Source organism: Brucella sp. H1_1004, assembly GCF_047308065.1.
GTDB classification, from domain to species: Bacteria; Pseudomonadota; Alphaproteobacteria; order Rhizobiales; family Rhizobiaceae; genus Brucella; species Brucella pseudogrignonensis_B.
On record NZ_JAYKZA010000001.1, the window covers coordinates 452,247 to 469,130 of the forward strand.

Sequence of the window (16,884 nt, forward strand, 5' to 3'; positions counted from 1 at the left end):
CGCCAGCCAGCAATGCGCCAGAAAGTGCATATGACAAAGTTTAGGAACGAAAGCATTCTCCGAACAATTGCTTGATTTTACGTCAAAGCCAAAAGCTGGGGGATGCTTGAGCGGCATCAACAGTGATGTCGCCTTTATTCAAGGTGGAGCGGCTTATCCGCCGCTCACAACCAGGTTTAAGATTAGCGGATATCCGCACCAATCCACTTTTCAGAGATGGTTGTGTATGTGCCATCTGCCATCATCTCATCCAGAGCTTTCTGCATAGCATCGCGCAGTTCTGGATTGTTCTTACGCACGGCAATACCAATGTCATAGCGCGGCAGCTCATCATCCTTGACCTGATCAATCGGTGCATTGCTTTTTCTGATTGCAACGAGAACCGGAACGTCGTCTGCGACAACCGCATCAATACGGCCGGAACCAAGGTCAAGCAGCATTTCTGGCAACCCCTTATAGGTGCGGACTTCATATTTGCCCTGCTCACGAACCCACTTTTCAGAAGTTTCGCCCAGCGTCACACCGATGGTCTTGCCGTCAAGCTCATTAAGCGATTTAACCGCGTCACCCTTGCGGACAAACAGCGCCAGACCGGAACGGTAATAAGGACCGACGAAATCAATCGCCTTCTTGCGCTCTTCGGTAATGCCCATCGATCCAACGATCGTATCAAAACGACCCGTGACGAGACCGGCAATAATGCCATCCCAAGCAGTCGTCACAATCTCAGGCTCCGCCTTCAGACGGCGCGCAATTTCGGAGCCGATATCAACGTCAAAACCAACGACCTGATTGTTTTCATCGACAAAGCTGAAAGGTGGAAACACGCCCGAAAGCGCAATTGTCATTTTGCCGTTCTTCTGGATTTTCTCCAGATCATCGGCCTTAGCCACATGCGCGGACAAAGAAATACCAAGCGCAATAAGCGCCGTAGAAATAAGTCTCACCATTTTCATTATCGATGTTCCCTACGAAAGCTCCGAACGAAGCTGTTGACGCAATTTTCACAGCCTTGTAGCCGGCCTGAACGGGGAATTGTGCAGCACTCCTCCTGCTTACAGCATTTTAGGAGCCACTTTTACATTCCCCTTAGAAGAAATCATTAGTCACAATTTCGTTGACAAAAAAGAATGGAAAGTGATTATTTTTATAATAAACTGACGATTTAGTCAGAAATAATTACGAAAAAGACAGCGGGAACGATGGACGACCTGGATAAGAGACTGATAACAGAATTGCGTATCAACGGACGTGCCTCCGTTCCGCAGCTCGCAGAGTTACTCGGCGTTGCGCGCGCGACGGCTCAAAAACGCCTGGACCGCTTGATTGCCAATGGTGACATCAAAGGCTTTACGGTGCGCGTTCGGGATGACATCGGAAAAGACCAAATCCGCGCTTTTATGCTCATCGAAATGTCAGGCGCATCTCTGAAAGCCACCATCGCCGCAATTAAACGCGTTCCCGGTTTAACCAGCTTATGCAACACTAATGGGATTTGGGATGTCATCGCAGAGCTCGAAGTTTCAACGATCTCGGAATTGAATGAAGTAATCTCGACCATCCGTTCACTTCAAGGCGTCAGCAAAAGCGAAACCTTCATCATGTTGGGGCCAGCATAACATATGATTTTTCGCTATTTTTGTAACTTGTGATATCGCTTAATTAATCGGTCGCGCTTGAGCTTTGAAAGGCGTTGAAGCCAGAAAATACCGTCGAGCTGGTCAATCTCATGTTGATGGCAAACTGCAAGCAAGCCATCAGATTCTTCAGTCTGCTCCGTGCCATCAATATCCTGATAACGCAGATGAATGCGGGCATGTCTTTCAACATCGTCCACCACACCCGGCATGGAGACGCTCCCTTCCTGATGACGAATTTTCTCATCGGAAGCCCATGTGATTTCGGGATTGATATAGGTCTTGGCGCTGCCGGGGCCGGAAAGCTCAAGCACCACCACACGCGTCAGAACGCCGATATGCGGAGCTGTGATGCCGATGCCGGGTGCTGCGCGCAGCGTGTCAAGCAAGTCCTGTGCGAGAACACGAAGATGATTATCAAAGACGGTGACAGGTGCTGCTGTTGCACGCAAAGCTGCATCCGGAAATTTGACGATTTCTCTTACGGTCATTCTGCTTCTCTGCTCTTCGCTGTCTGCCAACTATTGCGTTGAGCAATGTCTTTATTTTGCAAAATGCGCAAGCGGGCACGGCAATATGCAGTGCCCGCCAGTGGTTCAGAACGAGACTTACTTGGCGTTTAGGAAATCTGCCACTTCGAGCAGGATAAATTCGTTATTCGCAGCTTCGCCAATCTGGCGACCGCCCGAAAATGGCAGATTATTATCATTGGCGACCAGGATATGCGTATCGTCAACGCGCATCACGTCTTCAATGGTGAAGAACGGGAAGGTAAACTTGCCCTTGGGATCGCGGGCTGCTGCGGTCTTCAGGATTGCCTTGTTGTCAGGGTCCTGAATGTCCATCAGATTGATATGACGGATACGATGGATGTAGCCGTCTGCGTCGATCTTCGATGTATCGACGAGAACGATGTTCTTGACCTTTGCTGGCAACGGGTAGCAGGCCGAAAGATCGTCGGTCTTGCACTCAAGGCTTGGATCGCCTTCGCCATTGTCACGCTCGATGACCAGCGCGCGGGTGTCGTCAATAAAGTTGAAATCACCGATAGCAGTTGCGCCTTCGGCCAGACGGAAACGGTAGCTATTGCCTGTCCATTCGCCCTTGCCGGTGTCGAAAGTGATGACGCGCAGGAAATCGCCTTCCGGCTTGCCACTGTCGTCAAAAAGCGGCTTTTCAAGCATAGCCCAGAGCTGGTTGGTCTTTGGCTGCAAGGCCATGCCTTCGTAACCGCCCGAACGCTGAACGCGATAATCCTTGCCAGCAACCGCTGGCACGACGATGCCCGCTGTATCCGGTCCTGTCAGCTGCTTACCATCGAGCGTGGTTGGATAGACGGCTTTCACGCGACCATCGAGACCAGCGCGAATGATGTAAGGGCCAAACTCATCACCAATCCAGATCTCATCATTGAGATACTGAATGCTTTCCGGGTCAAAATCCGCACCCGTCAGGTAACGGCCATCGGTGCCTTCATAAGCGATGCGGAACGGCACTTTCTTGTCGGGGTCGCGCAGAAAAACCGATTCCACGCGCTCAACCTTGCCGGTTTCAAAATCAGGCTTCATGCGGTGGAAGAACAGCAGTGCATCCGGGCTGTTGGCCTTGGTGCCAAAACCGTTGTCGGTGAGTGTGAAAATGCTGCCATCGGCTGCACGGTTCATCGCGAAACCTGACATGCCCTGTACCGGTTGACCGATGAAGGGAAGCGAGATGCCGGTGGTGTGGCTGCCATAGGCCTTGCCGACATCGCCCATGACACTCATTGGTTTGTCATTGCGTGCCTTGGCGGTAAACTTGCCGGAAACCCAGGCGTCGCGGGGTGCATCGGCAGGCGGTGTTATCAGCGTCCGAGCTGGCAGATAGGCGTGACCTGCCAGTTTAGCGGTGAATGTCTCTTCAGCCATGGCGGAAGACGTCATAGCAATCGTGGCAATAGAAGTGAGAAGATAACCAAGGCGCATAAGGGACCCCCTAAATTGCGAAAACAAACGCAATGGTCCTTAAAGGGGCCCTGTGACGGGTGATTATCATCACGATTAAGGTTTGATGACAGCTGCTAAGGAAACTTGAGCACGACGAACTGGGTAAATTGGTAAACAAAAAACGCACCGACCAGAGCGAAAATTTTTTCTCGTGCAAGGATGGGCATGGCGTTGTTCCGAGGGCGTATATCCAATGTGACGATTAACAGTGCTTTCAGCATCATATGTCACCTGCCTGATCAAACAACATAGCCGGCAAAGCAAGTTTTACAAATTAATCGGCGAATTGTTATACCAGTGTCATCTAGCTTTCTTATCTGACCCTCACACGCATTACACAGTGGGGATTTCTGATATGCGCAAACTGCTTCTTGCTCTCGCCTCAGCAACCATGCTGACGACTGCGGCTGGTGCTGCAACCGTCTATCCGATTGACCGGGCGACAATCCTTGTCAATTCGCCATTCGATTTCAAGGTTGAGTTCGATAAGGTCGTTAAGCCAGAGGACGTGAAAGTTACCGTCAATGGACAGGACTATGAAGCTGTATTTGGCAGCAAAGCCGAGTTTACCGCTGAAGAAAAGGGCGCAGAAGACAAGGTTCTGGGCTCTGCTCTTATTCTGCGCGGACTGAAAATCGGCAAGGCTGGCGATTACAAGGTTGAAGTTTCAGCTGGCGACGAAACCAAGTCTGTCAATTGGGATGTCTATGCGACCGGCAATGAAGCCAAAGCCAAGAACATCATCTTCCTGATCGCTGACGGTCTGTCGGTCGCGCACCGCACCGGCGCGCGCATCATGTCGAAGGGCATGACCGAGGGTAAGGCCAATGGCCGCCTCAACATGGATGACATTCCACCTGTGGCTTTCATCGGCACGTCGTCGACCCATTCGATTGCGACTGACAGTGCCAACACCATGTCGGCTTACATGACGGGCCATAAGTCACGCGTGAATGCACTTGGCGTTTATGCCGACCGTACACCTGACAGCCAGGACGACCCGAAGGTTGAAACCATTGCAGAAGCAATGCGTCGTGAAACCAAGAAGTCCATCGGCATTGTTTCGACATCCGAACTTCAGGATGCGACACCGGCAGCACTGGTCGCACATACGCGCAAGCGTTCCGACAAGGCTGATATTGTCGGCATGATGTATGACGTGAAGCCTGACGTTATTCTTGGCGGCGGTTCTGCTTACTTCCTCGCCAAGGATGTTCCGGGTTCCAAGCGCAAGGACGACAAGGATTATATCCAGTTGTTCAAGGATGCCGGATATGCGCTGGTCACAAGCAAAGATGAGCTTGCTGCATCGGGTGAGTCCAATCAAGACAAGCTGCTCGGTCTTTTCCACACCGGCAACCTGGACGTGACGCTTGATCGTGAGTTCCTCAAGAAAGGGACGGTTGACAAGTTCCCGAACCAGCCGGGTCTGGTGGAAATGACCAAGACTGCTCTCGAAAAGCTCTCCAAGAATCCGGAAGGCTTCTTCCTGATGGTTGAAGGCGCATCCGTTGATAAGATGAGCCATCCGCTTGATTGGGATCGCGCGCTGGTCGAAACCATCGAGTTCGACAAGGCCGTTGGCGTTGCCCGCGAATTTGCCGAAAAGAACCCGGACACGATGATTATCGTCACCGGCGATCATACCCATGGCGTTGCCATCATTGGTACAGTCGATGATGAAAAGCCGGGCGATGAAATGCGCGAAAAGGTTGGCACTTACGATGCTGCCGGATTCCCGAATTACGAAGACACCAATGGCGACGGTTATCCGGATCGCATCGATGTTTCGCGTCGTCTGTTCCTGGCCGCCAATAACGGCCCGGATCATTACGAAACCTTCCGTCCAAAGATGGATGGCGCCTTCGTGCCAGCCGTTAAGAACGAGAAGGGCGAATATGTAGCCAATGAGGCTTACAAGGATGTTCCGGGCGCAGTCTTCGTTCAGGGCAACATCCCTAAGGAAGATGACACCGGCGTTCACGCGGTCGATGACGTTGTTCTTCAGGCAACGGGTCCAGGTTCCGACGGTCTGCGCGGCTATATGGAACAGAGCGATGTTTACCGTGTGCTTGCTGACACCTTTGCGCTCGGCAAGGCCAAGTCTGAGTAATCTTCGTTTGATCAGGGACAGGCGGGTTTTCCGCCTGTCCACTTCTCTTCAGGAGGGCAAGATGCGCACAGGACCGCATTTCAATCGCAGGCAACTCATGCTTGGTGCATTGGCAACTGCGCCTTTGATGTGCATTGCAAACAGGGCACAAGCCGCAGAGCAACTTGGCTTTGACAATCTGTATAAAAGTTTTGGCGTGCTGGGTCTGGAGTTTTCCGATCAGGTCAAAAATGCTTCCGGGCGGCAAGTGGCGATCCGCGGGTTCATGGCACCGCCACTCAAGGCTGAAGCCAACTTCTTCGTTTTGACCGAAATTCCGATGTCAATCTGCCCATTCTGCTCGTCGGATTCCGACTGGCCCGATAATATCATGGTTGTTTATCTGGCATCCAAACAGACATTCGTACAGTTCAATGCGCCAATTCTGACGCGCGGCACGCTGGAATATGGTTCATGGACAGACCCTGAAACGGGCTTTGTCAGTCAGCTTCGTCTGCGTGATGCTTCTTTCAAAACGGTCTAATGATGATGCTTGCCAAGCCATCGGGCCTGTCGCTCGATATTGCCGATCTGGAAGTGCGCTTTCCGGGGCTGGCTCTCCCTGTGCTTTCCATTGAAAAATTTAATCTGGCTGCTGGTGACCATCTGGCAATTACCGGTGCCTCTGGTTCGGGGAAAAGCACGCTGGTCAACGCGATAACGGGTCTCGAACCTGTGAAAGCCGGCAAAGTCGTGTGGGGCGAAACGGCCATCAGCAGCCTGTCTTCTTTCAGGCGCGATGCGTTTCGTGCGCGCAACATTGGTTTGGTGATGCAGGATTTTCACTTGTTTCCCGGCCTTTCCGCACTGTCCAATGTGCTGTTGCCGCTCAAATTGAGTTTTGGGGTGAAGGTTGATGATCGCGCACGCGCGCTTCAATTGCTTCAAACAGTCGGAATAACCCGTCCCGATCAACATATCGAAACGCTGTCGCGCGGCGAGATGCAGCGCGTGGCTATCGCGCGTGCGCTTCTTTCTAAGCCCGGCGTGATCGTGGCCGATGAGCCGACTGCCAGTCTTGATCAGAAAACCGGTGCCGATGTTGCCGAGCTTCTGGTGCGGCTTGCGACCGAAGAAAAGGCGACATTGGTGGTCGTCACGCATGATCCGCAGCTGATGCAATATTTGCAGCGCCGCATTCGCCTGGAAGGCGGAAGGATTGCAAGCGACAGCGCGGAGATGGAATTGTCATGATCGCATTCATTCTTGCCGATCTGCGCCGCTTCTGGAGTGGTGCCGTTGCCATCATCGTTCTGCTGGCTTTGTCGGTTGCATTAAGTTCGGTCGTAACCTTGCAGGAACGGGCAGTGAGGCTTGGCACGGCGCGGGCATCCGACAAGTTTGACCTTGTGATCGGTGCGGCGGGAAGTGACACGCAGCTCACACTTTCTTCGGTGTTTTTGCAGCAGTCGCCTCTGCCACTTGTGTCGGGTGCGACGCTGGGCAAACTTGCCAATGACAAGCGCGTGGCCTTCGCAGCACCCATAGGCTTTGGCGACAGCGCGATGGGCTTTCCCATTGTCGGCACGACAACCGGGCTTATTTCCGCCCTGTCACCACAGCTCGCCGAAGGCACGATGTTCACGCGTCTGGGTGAGGCAATTATTGGTTCGGCAGTCGATCTAGCTGTCGGGGCTAAAGTCAATCCAATGCATGGTACGGTTGAAACCGGCGGACATGCCCATACCGAGGTCAGCTATCATGTAGCTGGCAAAATGGCCCCGACCGGCACTGCATGGGATCGGTCCATTCTGGTTCCCATTCGCACGGTCTGGCAGCTGCATGGCATGGAAGCTCATGAAGAGCACGAGCATGATGACCATGCTGAAAAGCCGGGTAACGGATTTGGTGTGCTTATCAATGAAAAACCACATGACCATGATCACGAAATCGACGTCAATGCGCCGCTTGACGAGACTTTCGATGCCGATAGCCCCGGTGTTCCGGCTATTCTTGTAAAACCAAAGACCATTGCGGATGCCTATCGGCTGCGGCAGGAATATCGTTCTGATCGCACATTGGCGATCTTCCCGGCAGAGGTTCTCACAAGGCTCTATTCAACATTGGGAGATGCCCGCAGCCTGCTGCTTGGTATCGCCATCGCTACGCAGGTGATTGTGGTTTTCGCCTTGTTGTTGGTTGCGGTCATGCATATCGGCGCGCGAAAACGTCAGATCGGTGCGCTGCGGGCGCTTGGTGCGCCGGTTCGCTCCATCATGGCGATTGTCTGGGGCGAGTTATTTTTCCTGCTGCTGCTTGGAATCTTTCTTGGGCTGGCAATCGGCTATGCGGCAGCGCGGGCCATCACATCATGGCTCACCGCAACAACAGCAGTCAGGATGCCGGTGGAATTTGCGATGAGCGATGTCTGGCTTCCTATTGGCTTTATTGCTGTTGCAGCGGTAGTTTCGCTGGTTCCGGCGTTAATGACGCTGCGCATGAGCCCGGCAGAAGCTTTGCGGGCTTAACGAGTTACCCAATTTCCCTAAAAATAATGGCATTGAAAATTAGTGCGCTATCAACTCTTCATCTATTTTTTTGAATTTAGCGCGGGAAATCCAATTTGCACTCTGCTTCAAAGGCGGCATGGAACCACACACCAGCTACCGATATGCCGAGCAACTGCGCCGTCGCATGATCAAACTCCAGAAGAGTTTCGTTATAATGTCCCATCTAATCGCTGCAGACCAGACTCCAGTCAGCCAGGTAAAATGCGAGTATCACCGGAGCGCCACGCAGATCGTTAAGCGATATGGTTTGCCGCATCACTGTTCTTGATACCGCAGGCCGCGCCTATGTGCAGAACGTTGAAGCGGGCGATCTGTGATATTTCCCAGCAGGCTTTCCGCAATCCTTACAGGGGCTCAGTCCTGATGGCTGCAAATTTGTTCTGGCATTTGATGAAGTCGATCCCGCTCAACAATCTCTTGATTTTTTAGGGTCGCGAGCAGGGCGAGCTTTCCAACAATCAGAAAGCGGTTTAATCAGGTGGCCTGCCACGCTTTCCGTTCACCTACAAGCTCAGTTCTGCAAAGCCATTGAAGTAAAACCATTCTGGCGCCAATCGCATGGCTGACAGTTCAATCTTCAAGGCATCCACCACGATTGCTTCTGCAATCGAGACGATCAAGCCCGGCGGTGTCCGCGAGTTGCACTGGCCCCAATACCGATGAATGGCTATACTGGATCAAGGGCGAAAGCCGCATGACCGGTTCCGTTGCAGGCCCCCGCGTCCAGACTGCAGATTTCAGAGCTGGAGATGTCGGCTATGTGAAGCGCAGTCAGCGTCATGTTATCGATTTACGAAAGCTGCTTTCCAACCAGCCAGGCATGGTACCCCGTTGATGAAACCACCAACCACAAATGCGGCCAAACGGTCGCCTTTTTATTGTTTGTAAAAAGCAATTTTTCTCAGTTAATGCAGGGCAGCAATCGAGCTGCGAATACGAAAAGCGACGAACTGAATGGCCAGCGCTATCATGGCGAGCAAACCGCCCAGCAGGCTTACATCAAGCCAGCCGCCATGTTTCCATGCAAGCGTCGAGAGTGCAGCGCCCGCCGCTCCACCGAGGAACATGGCCGTCATAAAGATGGTATTGAGGCGGCTCCTTGCTTCCGGATCAAGTGCATAGATGATGTGCTGATTGGAAACGAGAGCGCTTTGGATGCCGAAATCGAGCACGATCACACCAATGACCAGCGCGATAAGCGAAGACCCGAGACCGAAAATCACCCAAGAAACCAGCGTGAGGATTGCGCCCATAAGCACGACAAAGTGCGGACCTTTGCGGTCGGCAATCCGGCCTGCAAACGGCGCTGCACAAACACCAACTGCTCCCACAACACCGAAGAGACCTGCAACATCTGCGCCCAAGTCAAATTCAGGCGTTTGCAGGTAAAGCGCGAGAATGGTCCAGAAGGCCGTGAAGGCTGCAAAAAGCGCTGCCTGCGTGAGTGCTGCAATGCGAAGGGCGCTGTGCGTTTTCCAGATTTTAGCCAGCGAACTGATCGCTGTGTGATAGCGCATATGCGATGTTGAACGATGGTTCGGCAGCGCGAAAAACATCAGCAAACCGGCCGAAAGCGCCAGCGGCACACCGATCCAGAACATTTCGCGCCAGCCAGCATGTTCGCCGACAAAGCCGGAAAGCGTACGGCTGAACAGAATGCCCGAAAGGACGCCCGCCATCACTGTGCCGATGGTTGCGCCGCGCTTTTCAGGCACGGCTAGCGACGCTGCAAACGGCACGATCTGCTGTGCGACTGTGGAGCTTGCACCCACGATAAGCGATGCAATCACCAGAGCCAGAGCCGATGGTGCGACAGCGGCAATGGCAAGCGCTACTGCCAGAATGATGAACTGGCCGATAATCAGCTTGCACCGGTGAACGATATCCCCCAACGGAAGCAGGAAGAACAAACCAGCGGCATAGCCAAGCTGCGTGGCGGTCGGGATAAGGCCCGTCATTGGATCGTTTGGGAAATCGGCTTCGATGATCCCAAGCATTGGCTGATTGTAATAGATATTTGCAACCGCCACGCCGCTGGCTACAGCCATTACGAACAGAGCCCCCCTACCGATACCAGTGCTGACTTGCCCGGCTTGTGTTGAAGATTGGCTTTTATCGTCCATTTTGCTGCCCTCTTATGGCTGGTCCCGAGGAAAGTGGGAGGCGCTTTCCGGCGGAACGATGCGTGAAAAACTTTGGATAGGGCGGCTATCAAAAGCACCTTGAAGTGAGAGCCGCTTTATCGCAATCGGTGCCTGACTATCTAGCTTTTTATCGATTTTCGTTTTAGTGATCTTGAACGATCTGCCTGTATAACGAAAATCGATATAATGAATACGGATGACGTTGTTGTATTTCTAGCGGCAGTGAATGCGGGAAGCTTGGCTGAAGCGGCCCGGAGGCTTGGTCTCCAGCCGATGGTTGCCACACGCCGTCTCGCTGCTCTTGAAACAATGCTCGGTGTCCGGCTGCTGCATCGCACGACACGTTCGCTTTCGCTGACTCCTGAAGGTGAAACCTTCCTGCCTTTTGCGCGCGCTATAATCGAAAATGAAACCGAAGCCAAAGCGCTGCTGCGGGCTGAAGCCAGAGGTGCGGCAGGTCTTTTGCGTGTTTCGGTTCCCGTCGCCTTTGGCCTTCGCTATGTCTCGCCGTTTGTGCCGCAGCTGCTTGAGCAAAATCCAGAATTGCGTATCGCGCTCGATCTCACGGATCACTTGCCCGATCTGGTTGCCAGCGGGACGGATCTCGCGATCCGCATTGCCCGGCTGCGCGACAGCAGCCTGATTGCGCAGAAGCTCAGCGGCAATCCTCGTTGCATCGTTGCAAGCCCGGACTATCTGGCCAGACGCGGAAGACCGCACGCGACTGATGAGATTGCAGAGCATGACTGCCTGCCCCTCGGCTCTGCAACACACTGGACTTTCTCGACGCCCGAAGGCGAAAAGCACATTCGTCTTAACGCCCGCTTTTCCGCCAACACGATGGAGGGCTGTTATGCCACTTGTCTTGCGGGCGGTGGGCTTGCACTTCTATCGACCTGGTATGTGAGGGAAGATGTGAAGGCAGGGCGTCTGGTCAGGCTCGATTTCGGTGAGGCAAGACCTGAAACGCTCAATATCTGGGCGGTCTATCCGACCACCAGACTGGTCTTGCCGAAGGTCCGGGTTTTCATTGCTGCATTGAGGGGGGCTATTTCGGCATCGGCTGAAAACTTTCACGCGTGAATCCTCATTAGATTTCCGCGCCTGCGAGTGTCGCCCGACACGCGCCCCGACATTCGGACGTGTCTTATAACGGCGCCAAGCGCCTTGTTCTCGTTGCGCAGCTCGGCGAGCATTTCATGCGGATGCACAAACTCCGCATCATTATCGAGAATGCGCTGGTGGCGCGAAATATCGCCGATGAAGCGCAGTGTGTTGTCACTAAGCTTGCGGGCGCGTTCTGCCATATCGTCGGTAATGGTAAACACATCGGCGAGCAGTGCAGTGATGCCGCCGGAAATTTCCTTCACGGCTTCTTCCTAAAACCCGCTTGGTGTCTTAAGAAAGGCAGAGCGACGGGATTTTACATTATCAGTCATGATGATGGTCCTTGCATTCGTAAATGCGTGTAGCCGGATTGAAGTCATAGGGGTTTAAGGCACTTTGAGGCAGGCTTCAATGAAGGGCTTGGTCGAATGACAAATCTTCAACCACGGTTACTGAGCCCGCTAATCAAGCGCTGATGCCATTGGCTCCAGTATTGGCGCAATCAGACTTACAAATTCGCCGCGTTTCGCACCCGCATTCATCATATCCGTCCCCTGCCCGTTAACCAGCATTCAAAACCTATTGTGAAAAGCGTAAAAAAACGGTAAGTCTCACAGCCGCATCTTATATCATTTCAACATTCAAGCTTGAATGAAAGCCAAAAGATCAGCATACAAAACATCGGCATTGGCAGTCAGCATACCGTGCGAGAAGCCCGGATAGGTTTTGAGCGTGCCGCTCTTGAGAAGCTTGATCGCCTGGGTACAGCATCCGTAATCGGCACGATCTGGTCATCTTCGCCACGCAGAACCAATGTTGGCACGCCGTTAGCCTTGAGGTCTTCCGTCTGGTCGATTTCAGAAAAATGGAATAGCCCCCTAATGTCCCGGACAGTTTCTCCCACTTAAATAAGTGACAGGACTACTGTTCACATTATGACTGGTAATAGCATTAAGATGGAAATTCTTTCCGGCCCTGAGCGGCGTCGACGCTGGAGTACAGCAGGAACATCGCGGAAGAACGGGGCGCGGTTTGCTGCCAGCGCCGAGCGCAAGCCGTCAAACACTTCCAAAGGCAGGCCTTCCGGCTTAGCTTCTGTCTTGAGTATCAGCGGAGGGGCGGCGGAAACCAGAACCGCCTTAGCAAAGCGACCTGCCGGTTCACCATGCTTGGCGACATTCTTGAGATCAAGCGCTTCCACGACCATGGCGGTCATGGGCGATAACGCGATAAGCTTTCAAAAGGAAGAAAAACAACTGGGCATCCCAGTCGTCCGAACTCAGAGCCTGACTCATAATAAATGTCGCGATATCAGTCTCTTAACAATGCCCAGAAAGCTTAACGGAAAAAGATGACGGTGATAAAGCGAGGTGCGAGCTTCAGTCATCCCGCTTTATCTATTATTGAGTTTACGCCAAAGTTAACGTTACGGTGCCCAGTTCGAATGAAAGCTTAAAACCCCTTCATTAAAATTCAAGTTTTTGGCTCTCTCTGGGAGAATTTCATATGTAACTTTTTCTTATGATCTAATATTGAAATTACTAAATGTAGTATATCCATAAAAAAATACACCGTTAGCAGAGTCGTCCTCGATAATACTCAAATAGCTCCCAGTATATTCCCCCAAAAAACATATCTTCCCGTCCGTCCAAACAGGAACCAAATAGCAATTAAACCTCCCCGTATTACCCATAACACCACCGAATGTGTCATATGTAATGTAGTGGCCATGTTTAGAAGTATCGTAATCTGCACCTAGAAATAATGGTGCATCTCGCCGGATATCATTAACGAAGCACAAAGATACTTTATACCACCCAAGATTAGAAATACCCCCCATGGAACCAAGCTGCGACGATGGATCAAAATTAGTCGTACCCGGATTGCCCAATACTATCTCTGAGTTCGCGGATGACGCTCCATACTTAACTTCGCAAGTACCCTTACTTTCCGACCATGTGTTGTTGTCGCAATAGATAAATTGATCCTCTGCTGAAGTATAAAAATTGTAAGAAGGATTAACCTCAACATCAGATATTTCTGTAATACTTTTTCCTGGCGTCAAAACATCATTATAATTATTTTTGCTCAGGTTTTCCGATTCTTGATTTGTATAAAGCATACCGAGGCTGTTTAAATTTATAATAAACGGATAAACATTTCCATATATATCTATCCATTCGATATTTAAAGGTTTAAATTGTTTCGATATTTGCGACACCCAAGAGAAAGATGCAATAATTTTTATGTATAAGCCCCCATCATCTAAATTTTGAACTAATTTTTGAGACATAAATAGCTGTCTGTTCAGTGGAAGAATCTGAAAATTACCACCCGGGCATAAATCCAAATTATTAAGGGAGGGGTCAATAAATGATCCAACCGGAAGCAATAGATATTGGTTATGATAAAGTCCTTTACTCAAAGTACTCTCATGAATAGGGGACATAGGGTTGGAATAATTTGGGTCATTAGAATGGTCTTGCGTATCGTCTGCCAATCTCCATCCAATCATAAAGCGTTTATTATTGTTTAAAGGAGGAGATATATTAAAATCCCAGTGTCGATTAAACGCATCCTTGCTGCAAGGGGTGCCGTTAGTTTTTTCAGGCAAATCATCACTTGGCTGTGTAAGAGTGTAAGATCCTTTATAAACAATTTGTAAATTGAAGTCACTTTTCCTTACAACCGGGGCCGGCACCAAGTTTGCTATTATACTATCGGCACTTTCCTCCGAAGCATTATAACCTTTCCAAATATCAATAATTATGGGAGAACTCCAATCTGGATCTGTAATTGTAAATCTGATTCCAATTTTTCTCGTTACGCTGTTATTATGTGTAATATTGCCGGTAAGATAAAGCTTAACAGTTTTATGGTAGCTTCCAATGTTTGTATGCACACCAGGTAGCGCAGGCCCACTGAAACCGTTATCCATCACTACGTTAAATGGATTTGGATCCCTGCTTTTGTGCCAAGAAACATCGACATCATTAAGAGATTCTCCTGTTTCATAATCGATTAATTGTAAAGAATTATATATGTATGTAGAGTCAATTGGCTTTGTTGCAAAATTATTGTTCGTTGCGCCATAACACAACGCATCGAATTGCAGTATTATCGTCGCCTGGTTCTTTCCATTTCCATAAATACTTCTTGTTTGCTGCTCGCTTTCTTGCCACCGTAGAAATGCGGTTGATACGCCACACCAATCACCTCTTTGCGGGTTTTTGGTATTTATTTGATAAGGATTAACCGTTGGTCCTCCGTTGCCTGTATCCAGCGGTCCAGTATGCGGTGTAAGCGTTTGCAGCCCGTTACCTTTGCCGAATTCATATGCTTGCAAAGTAGCAAAAACAGAGTAGCTGTCATCAGCAACGAGTTCTCCGAGGGCATAACCATCATAAGATCCGTCTTCTGTAGCAGACAATGTTACATTTCCCAAACCTACGCCAGCGGTTACGTTATGGCCATACATAACAAAACCTCCGGCACTCCAAACAGGCCAAAATTGCCAGGTGAAGCAGTTTGCCGCGTTGCCATCGACTGGAAATATTGGAACTGCCGCCAGGCCGTAACTATCCGTAATCAATGGTATTCCAAGGGCTGATGACTCCTTTTGTTTTTTTTCCAGATCCGCACATATCCCCAGTTTATAATCAAAATCTTCTATGTTCGTAGTTTCTTGATTGTTTTCAGCTAATCTGTATGTACGGAAAGCAAATTCCGTATTTTCACTTACTGGTATATTTTTATAGTCTTGTTTATCCTGCAATCCGATATGATCAATAATATTATTATCATTATAATTATAGTAAAGTATTTGCCTTTTATCAGCAGAATCTTCATTGTTATTAGTAACTATCCAAAAATAATTATCCACATGACTACCCGTCAACGAAGTAACATTTTTATTTTCCGATAGCCAATCAACGGGATAATCGCTAATATTATAAAATTTTTCGATACCTATTTGCTCATCATCGTCAACCGAGAAAATTCGCGGGCAATTAGTCGGATTAACATAAAATATCAAAGAATTACCATATTGATCTATCAGCTTCATGTTAAACTTAGTTCTTCTACCAAAGTATTGCCCCATAAAACCAAAAGTTACATATAAGCTAATACATACACAATTATAGTCGTAATATTCTGGACAATAATTTGTATTACTAGGTTTACTTGAAAAAACTTCAGATAACTTTATAACTTGGTTTTTGAATTGGTCTGCAAAAAGAGTGTAGGAACATGTATTTTTGTTCTTATCCTCTAATGCAACGGGCTTAGGAAGATATAATTGATCCATTTTTACCAAATTAATTGGCCATAGATAGCCTTTATAGCAGTATAAACCATCTCTTTCGTCTAAAAAGCAGCATGGTTCAGTTATCTTTGCACGATTATTATCCGGGTCTTCATTGGTCGGATTTTCTACTTGAGGATAAATATATCCTCCTTCACCTATACTGACGCCAATATGTAGCACTTGATTATTGTGATCAAAATCAGGGAAGTCACCATCTTTGAGATCAAAATAGTATGCTAAATGAACGTGACGTAACAAATCCGATTCAGCTAATTGATCACTCGAATCATCAGGGCCATCATCGCTGCTTGTAGGTGTTAATTCGGTGGTGCCCTGAGGAATATCCTGGCTATATACCGATACAACATTTAAGCCTTCGAATGGTAACTCAATGTTCCCAATTAATTTAACAGTCGATAGAATATCAAAATCACCACCTTTTTTACTAGTGACCGTTTTGCTTGGAAAATTGGGGGCTATCTTACCTATATCTAATCGAAATCCAATATTTACTGTAAGATTATCTAAATTTTTATTTTTGCTTTGATCATACGTATGCACATAGTAATATAAGGTATATAATCCTTCTTCCATATTTGTTGTTGTGTTTATTAAAGACCCAGATGTGGCGTTAATAGGACAAGCAAAAATACTGTGATTTACCGTTGTTTCGTATTTCCATGGGTCTTCGTCAAGATCATTCCCTTTCTCGAAGTCGATAAGTTCTAAATTCGCCTGTACAGCAGAAGCTTCAGGCAAATTCACTTTGCTAGTAATAGGGTTTCCGCTTTGGTCAACTGGTCTGAAGGAAATAGCAACAATAGCCCTATGAAAACCGTTAGCATATATAGTAGTAGAATTAGAAAGAACTATATCGGGATTATCCTTTTCCTTATCATACACTTGTACTTTAACATCAATAATATTAGACCATGAAACTAGAGACATTATTAAATCCTTACGAATATAACGTTTTCTGTGTCAATTGATAACTTGTATCAAAAATTTAAGTAATTTATCGTAAATTTATTATAAATAAC

Annotated in this window: 14 protein-coding genes and 1 pseudogene; 7 read left to right on the forward strand and 8 right to left on the reverse strand. The window is 49.1% G+C overall.

Annotation, left to right across the window (positions count from 1 at the left end; translation table 11 throughout):
* Positions 1 to 182 precede the first annotated feature (182 nt).
* Positions 183 to 956, reverse strand: coding sequence for a transporter substrate-binding domain-containing protein (locus U2P60_RS02220; RefSeq protein WP_413571061.1), 774 nt, complete (start codon positions 954 to 956; stop codon positions 183 to 185).
* Positions 957 to 1,202: 246 nt separating this feature from the next.
* On the opposite strand from U2P60_RS02220, the gene U2P60_RS02225 reads away from it, so the two are divergent.
* Positions 1,203 to 1,619, forward strand: coding sequence for an Lrp/AsnC family transcriptional regulator (locus U2P60_RS02225; RefSeq protein ID WP_313828989.1), 417 nt, complete (start codon positions 1,203 to 1,205; stop codon positions 1,617 to 1,619).
* Between the two features lie 14 nt (positions 1,620 to 1,633).
* Here U2P60_RS02225 and U2P60_RS02230 read toward each other — a convergent pair whose 3' ends face one another.
* On the reverse strand, positions 1,634 to 2,128 hold the full coding sequence (locus U2P60_RS02230) for a peptide deformylase (RefSeq protein ID WP_413571062.1): 495 nt from the start codon (positions 2,126 to 2,128) through the stop codon (positions 1,634 to 1,636).
* Positions 2,129 to 2,245: 117 nt separating this feature from the next.
* Positions 2,246 to 3,601: an esterase-like activity of phytase family protein gene (locus U2P60_RS02235; RefSeq protein WP_413571063.1), complete on the reverse strand. Its 1,356-nt coding sequence runs from the start codon at positions 3,599 to 3,601 to the stop codon at positions 2,246 to 2,248.
* A gap of 376 nt (positions 3,602 to 3,977) precedes the next feature.
* On the opposite strand from U2P60_RS02235, the gene U2P60_RS02240 reads away from it, so the two are divergent.
* From U2P60_RS02240 to U2P60_RS02255, 4 genes are all read left to right on the forward strand, one after another.
* Positions 3,978 to 5,735, forward strand: coding sequence for an alkaline phosphatase (locus U2P60_RS02240; protein WP_413571064.1), 1,758 nt, complete (start codon positions 3,978 to 3,980; stop codon positions 5,733 to 5,735).
* Positions 5,736 to 5,796: 61 nt separating this feature from the next.
* Entirely contained in the window at positions 5,797 to 6,258 is a 462-nt protein-coding gene (locus tag U2P60_RS02245) for a hypothetical protein (RefSeq protein ID WP_313828994.1), read from the forward strand.
* The gene (locus U2P60_RS02250) at positions 6,258 to 6,968 is read left to right on the forward strand and encodes an ABC transporter ATP-binding protein (protein ID WP_413571065.1); all 711 of its coding nucleotides are present in this window, start codon (positions 6,258 to 6,260) and stop codon (positions 6,966 to 6,968) included. The genes U2P60_RS02245 and U2P60_RS02250 overlap by 1 nt, the downstream gene beginning before the upstream one ends.
* Positions 6,965 to 8,242: an ABC transporter permease gene (locus U2P60_RS02255; RefSeq protein ID WP_413571066.1), complete on the forward strand. Its 1,278-nt coding sequence runs from the start codon at positions 6,965 to 6,967 to the stop codon at positions 8,240 to 8,242. The genes U2P60_RS02250 and U2P60_RS02255 overlap by 4 nt, the downstream gene beginning before the upstream one ends.
* A gap of 76 nt (positions 8,243 to 8,318) precedes the next feature.
* Here the strand turns inward: U2P60_RS02255 and U2P60_RS02260 are convergent, their stop codons facing one another.
* Complete coding sequence (locus U2P60_RS02260; protein ID WP_413571067.1) at positions 8,319 to 8,447, reverse strand: hypothetical protein; 129 nt, start codon at positions 8,445 to 8,447, stop codon at positions 8,319 to 8,321.
* A gap of 531 nt (positions 8,448 to 8,978) precedes the next feature.
* Between U2P60_RS02260 and U2P60_RS02265 the strand changes: the two genes are divergently transcribed.
* Positions 8,979 to 9,119 carry a hypothetical protein gene (locus U2P60_RS02265; protein WP_413571068.1) on the forward strand — a complete coding sequence of 47 codons (141 nt, stop codon included), beginning with the start codon at positions 8,979 to 8,981 and terminating at the stop codon, positions 9,117 to 9,119.
* A gap of 70 nt (positions 9,120 to 9,189) precedes the next feature.
* Here the strand turns inward: U2P60_RS02265 and U2P60_RS02270 are convergent, their stop codons facing one another.
* The gene (locus U2P60_RS02270; protein WP_413571069.1) at positions 9,190 to 10,407 is read right to left on the reverse strand and encodes an MFS transporter; all 1,218 of its coding nucleotides are present in this window, start codon (positions 10,405 to 10,407) and stop codon (positions 9,190 to 9,192) included.
* Between the two features lie 207 nt (positions 10,408 to 10,614).
* Here U2P60_RS02270 and U2P60_RS02275 point away from each other — a divergent pair, with 207 nt between their 5' ends.
* Positions 10,615 to 11,511, forward strand: a complete 897-nt coding sequence (locus U2P60_RS02275; RefSeq protein ID WP_413571070.1) for a LysR family transcriptional regulator — start codon at positions 10,615 to 10,617, stop codon at positions 11,509 to 11,511.
* Here the strand turns inward: U2P60_RS02275 and U2P60_RS02280 are convergent.
* The 3 genes and pseudogenes from U2P60_RS02280 to U2P60_RS02290 all read right to left on the reverse strand — a co-directional run bounded on the left by U2P60_RS02280 (position 11,502) and on the right by U2P60_RS02290 (position 16,792).
* Positions 11,502 to 11,798 (reverse strand): hypothetical protein, encoded by a 297-nt coding sequence (locus tag U2P60_RS02280; RefSeq protein WP_413571071.1) that lies wholly within the window; start codon positions 11,796 to 11,798, stop codon positions 11,502 to 11,504. The two genes, U2P60_RS02275 and U2P60_RS02280, sit on opposite strands and share 10 nt — an antisense overlap.
* A gap of 378 nt (positions 11,799 to 12,176) precedes the next feature.
* A pseudogene (locus U2P60_RS02285) lies at positions 12,177 to 12,818 on the reverse strand (alpha/beta hydrolase); the annotation flags it as partial.
* Between the two features lie 236 nt (positions 12,819 to 13,054).
* On the reverse strand, positions 13,055 to 16,792 hold the full coding sequence (locus U2P60_RS02290; RefSeq protein WP_413571072.1) for a hypothetical protein: 3,738 nt from the start codon (positions 16,790 to 16,792) through the stop codon (positions 13,055 to 13,057).
* Between the last annotated feature and the right edge of the window lie 92 nt (positions 16,793 to 16,884).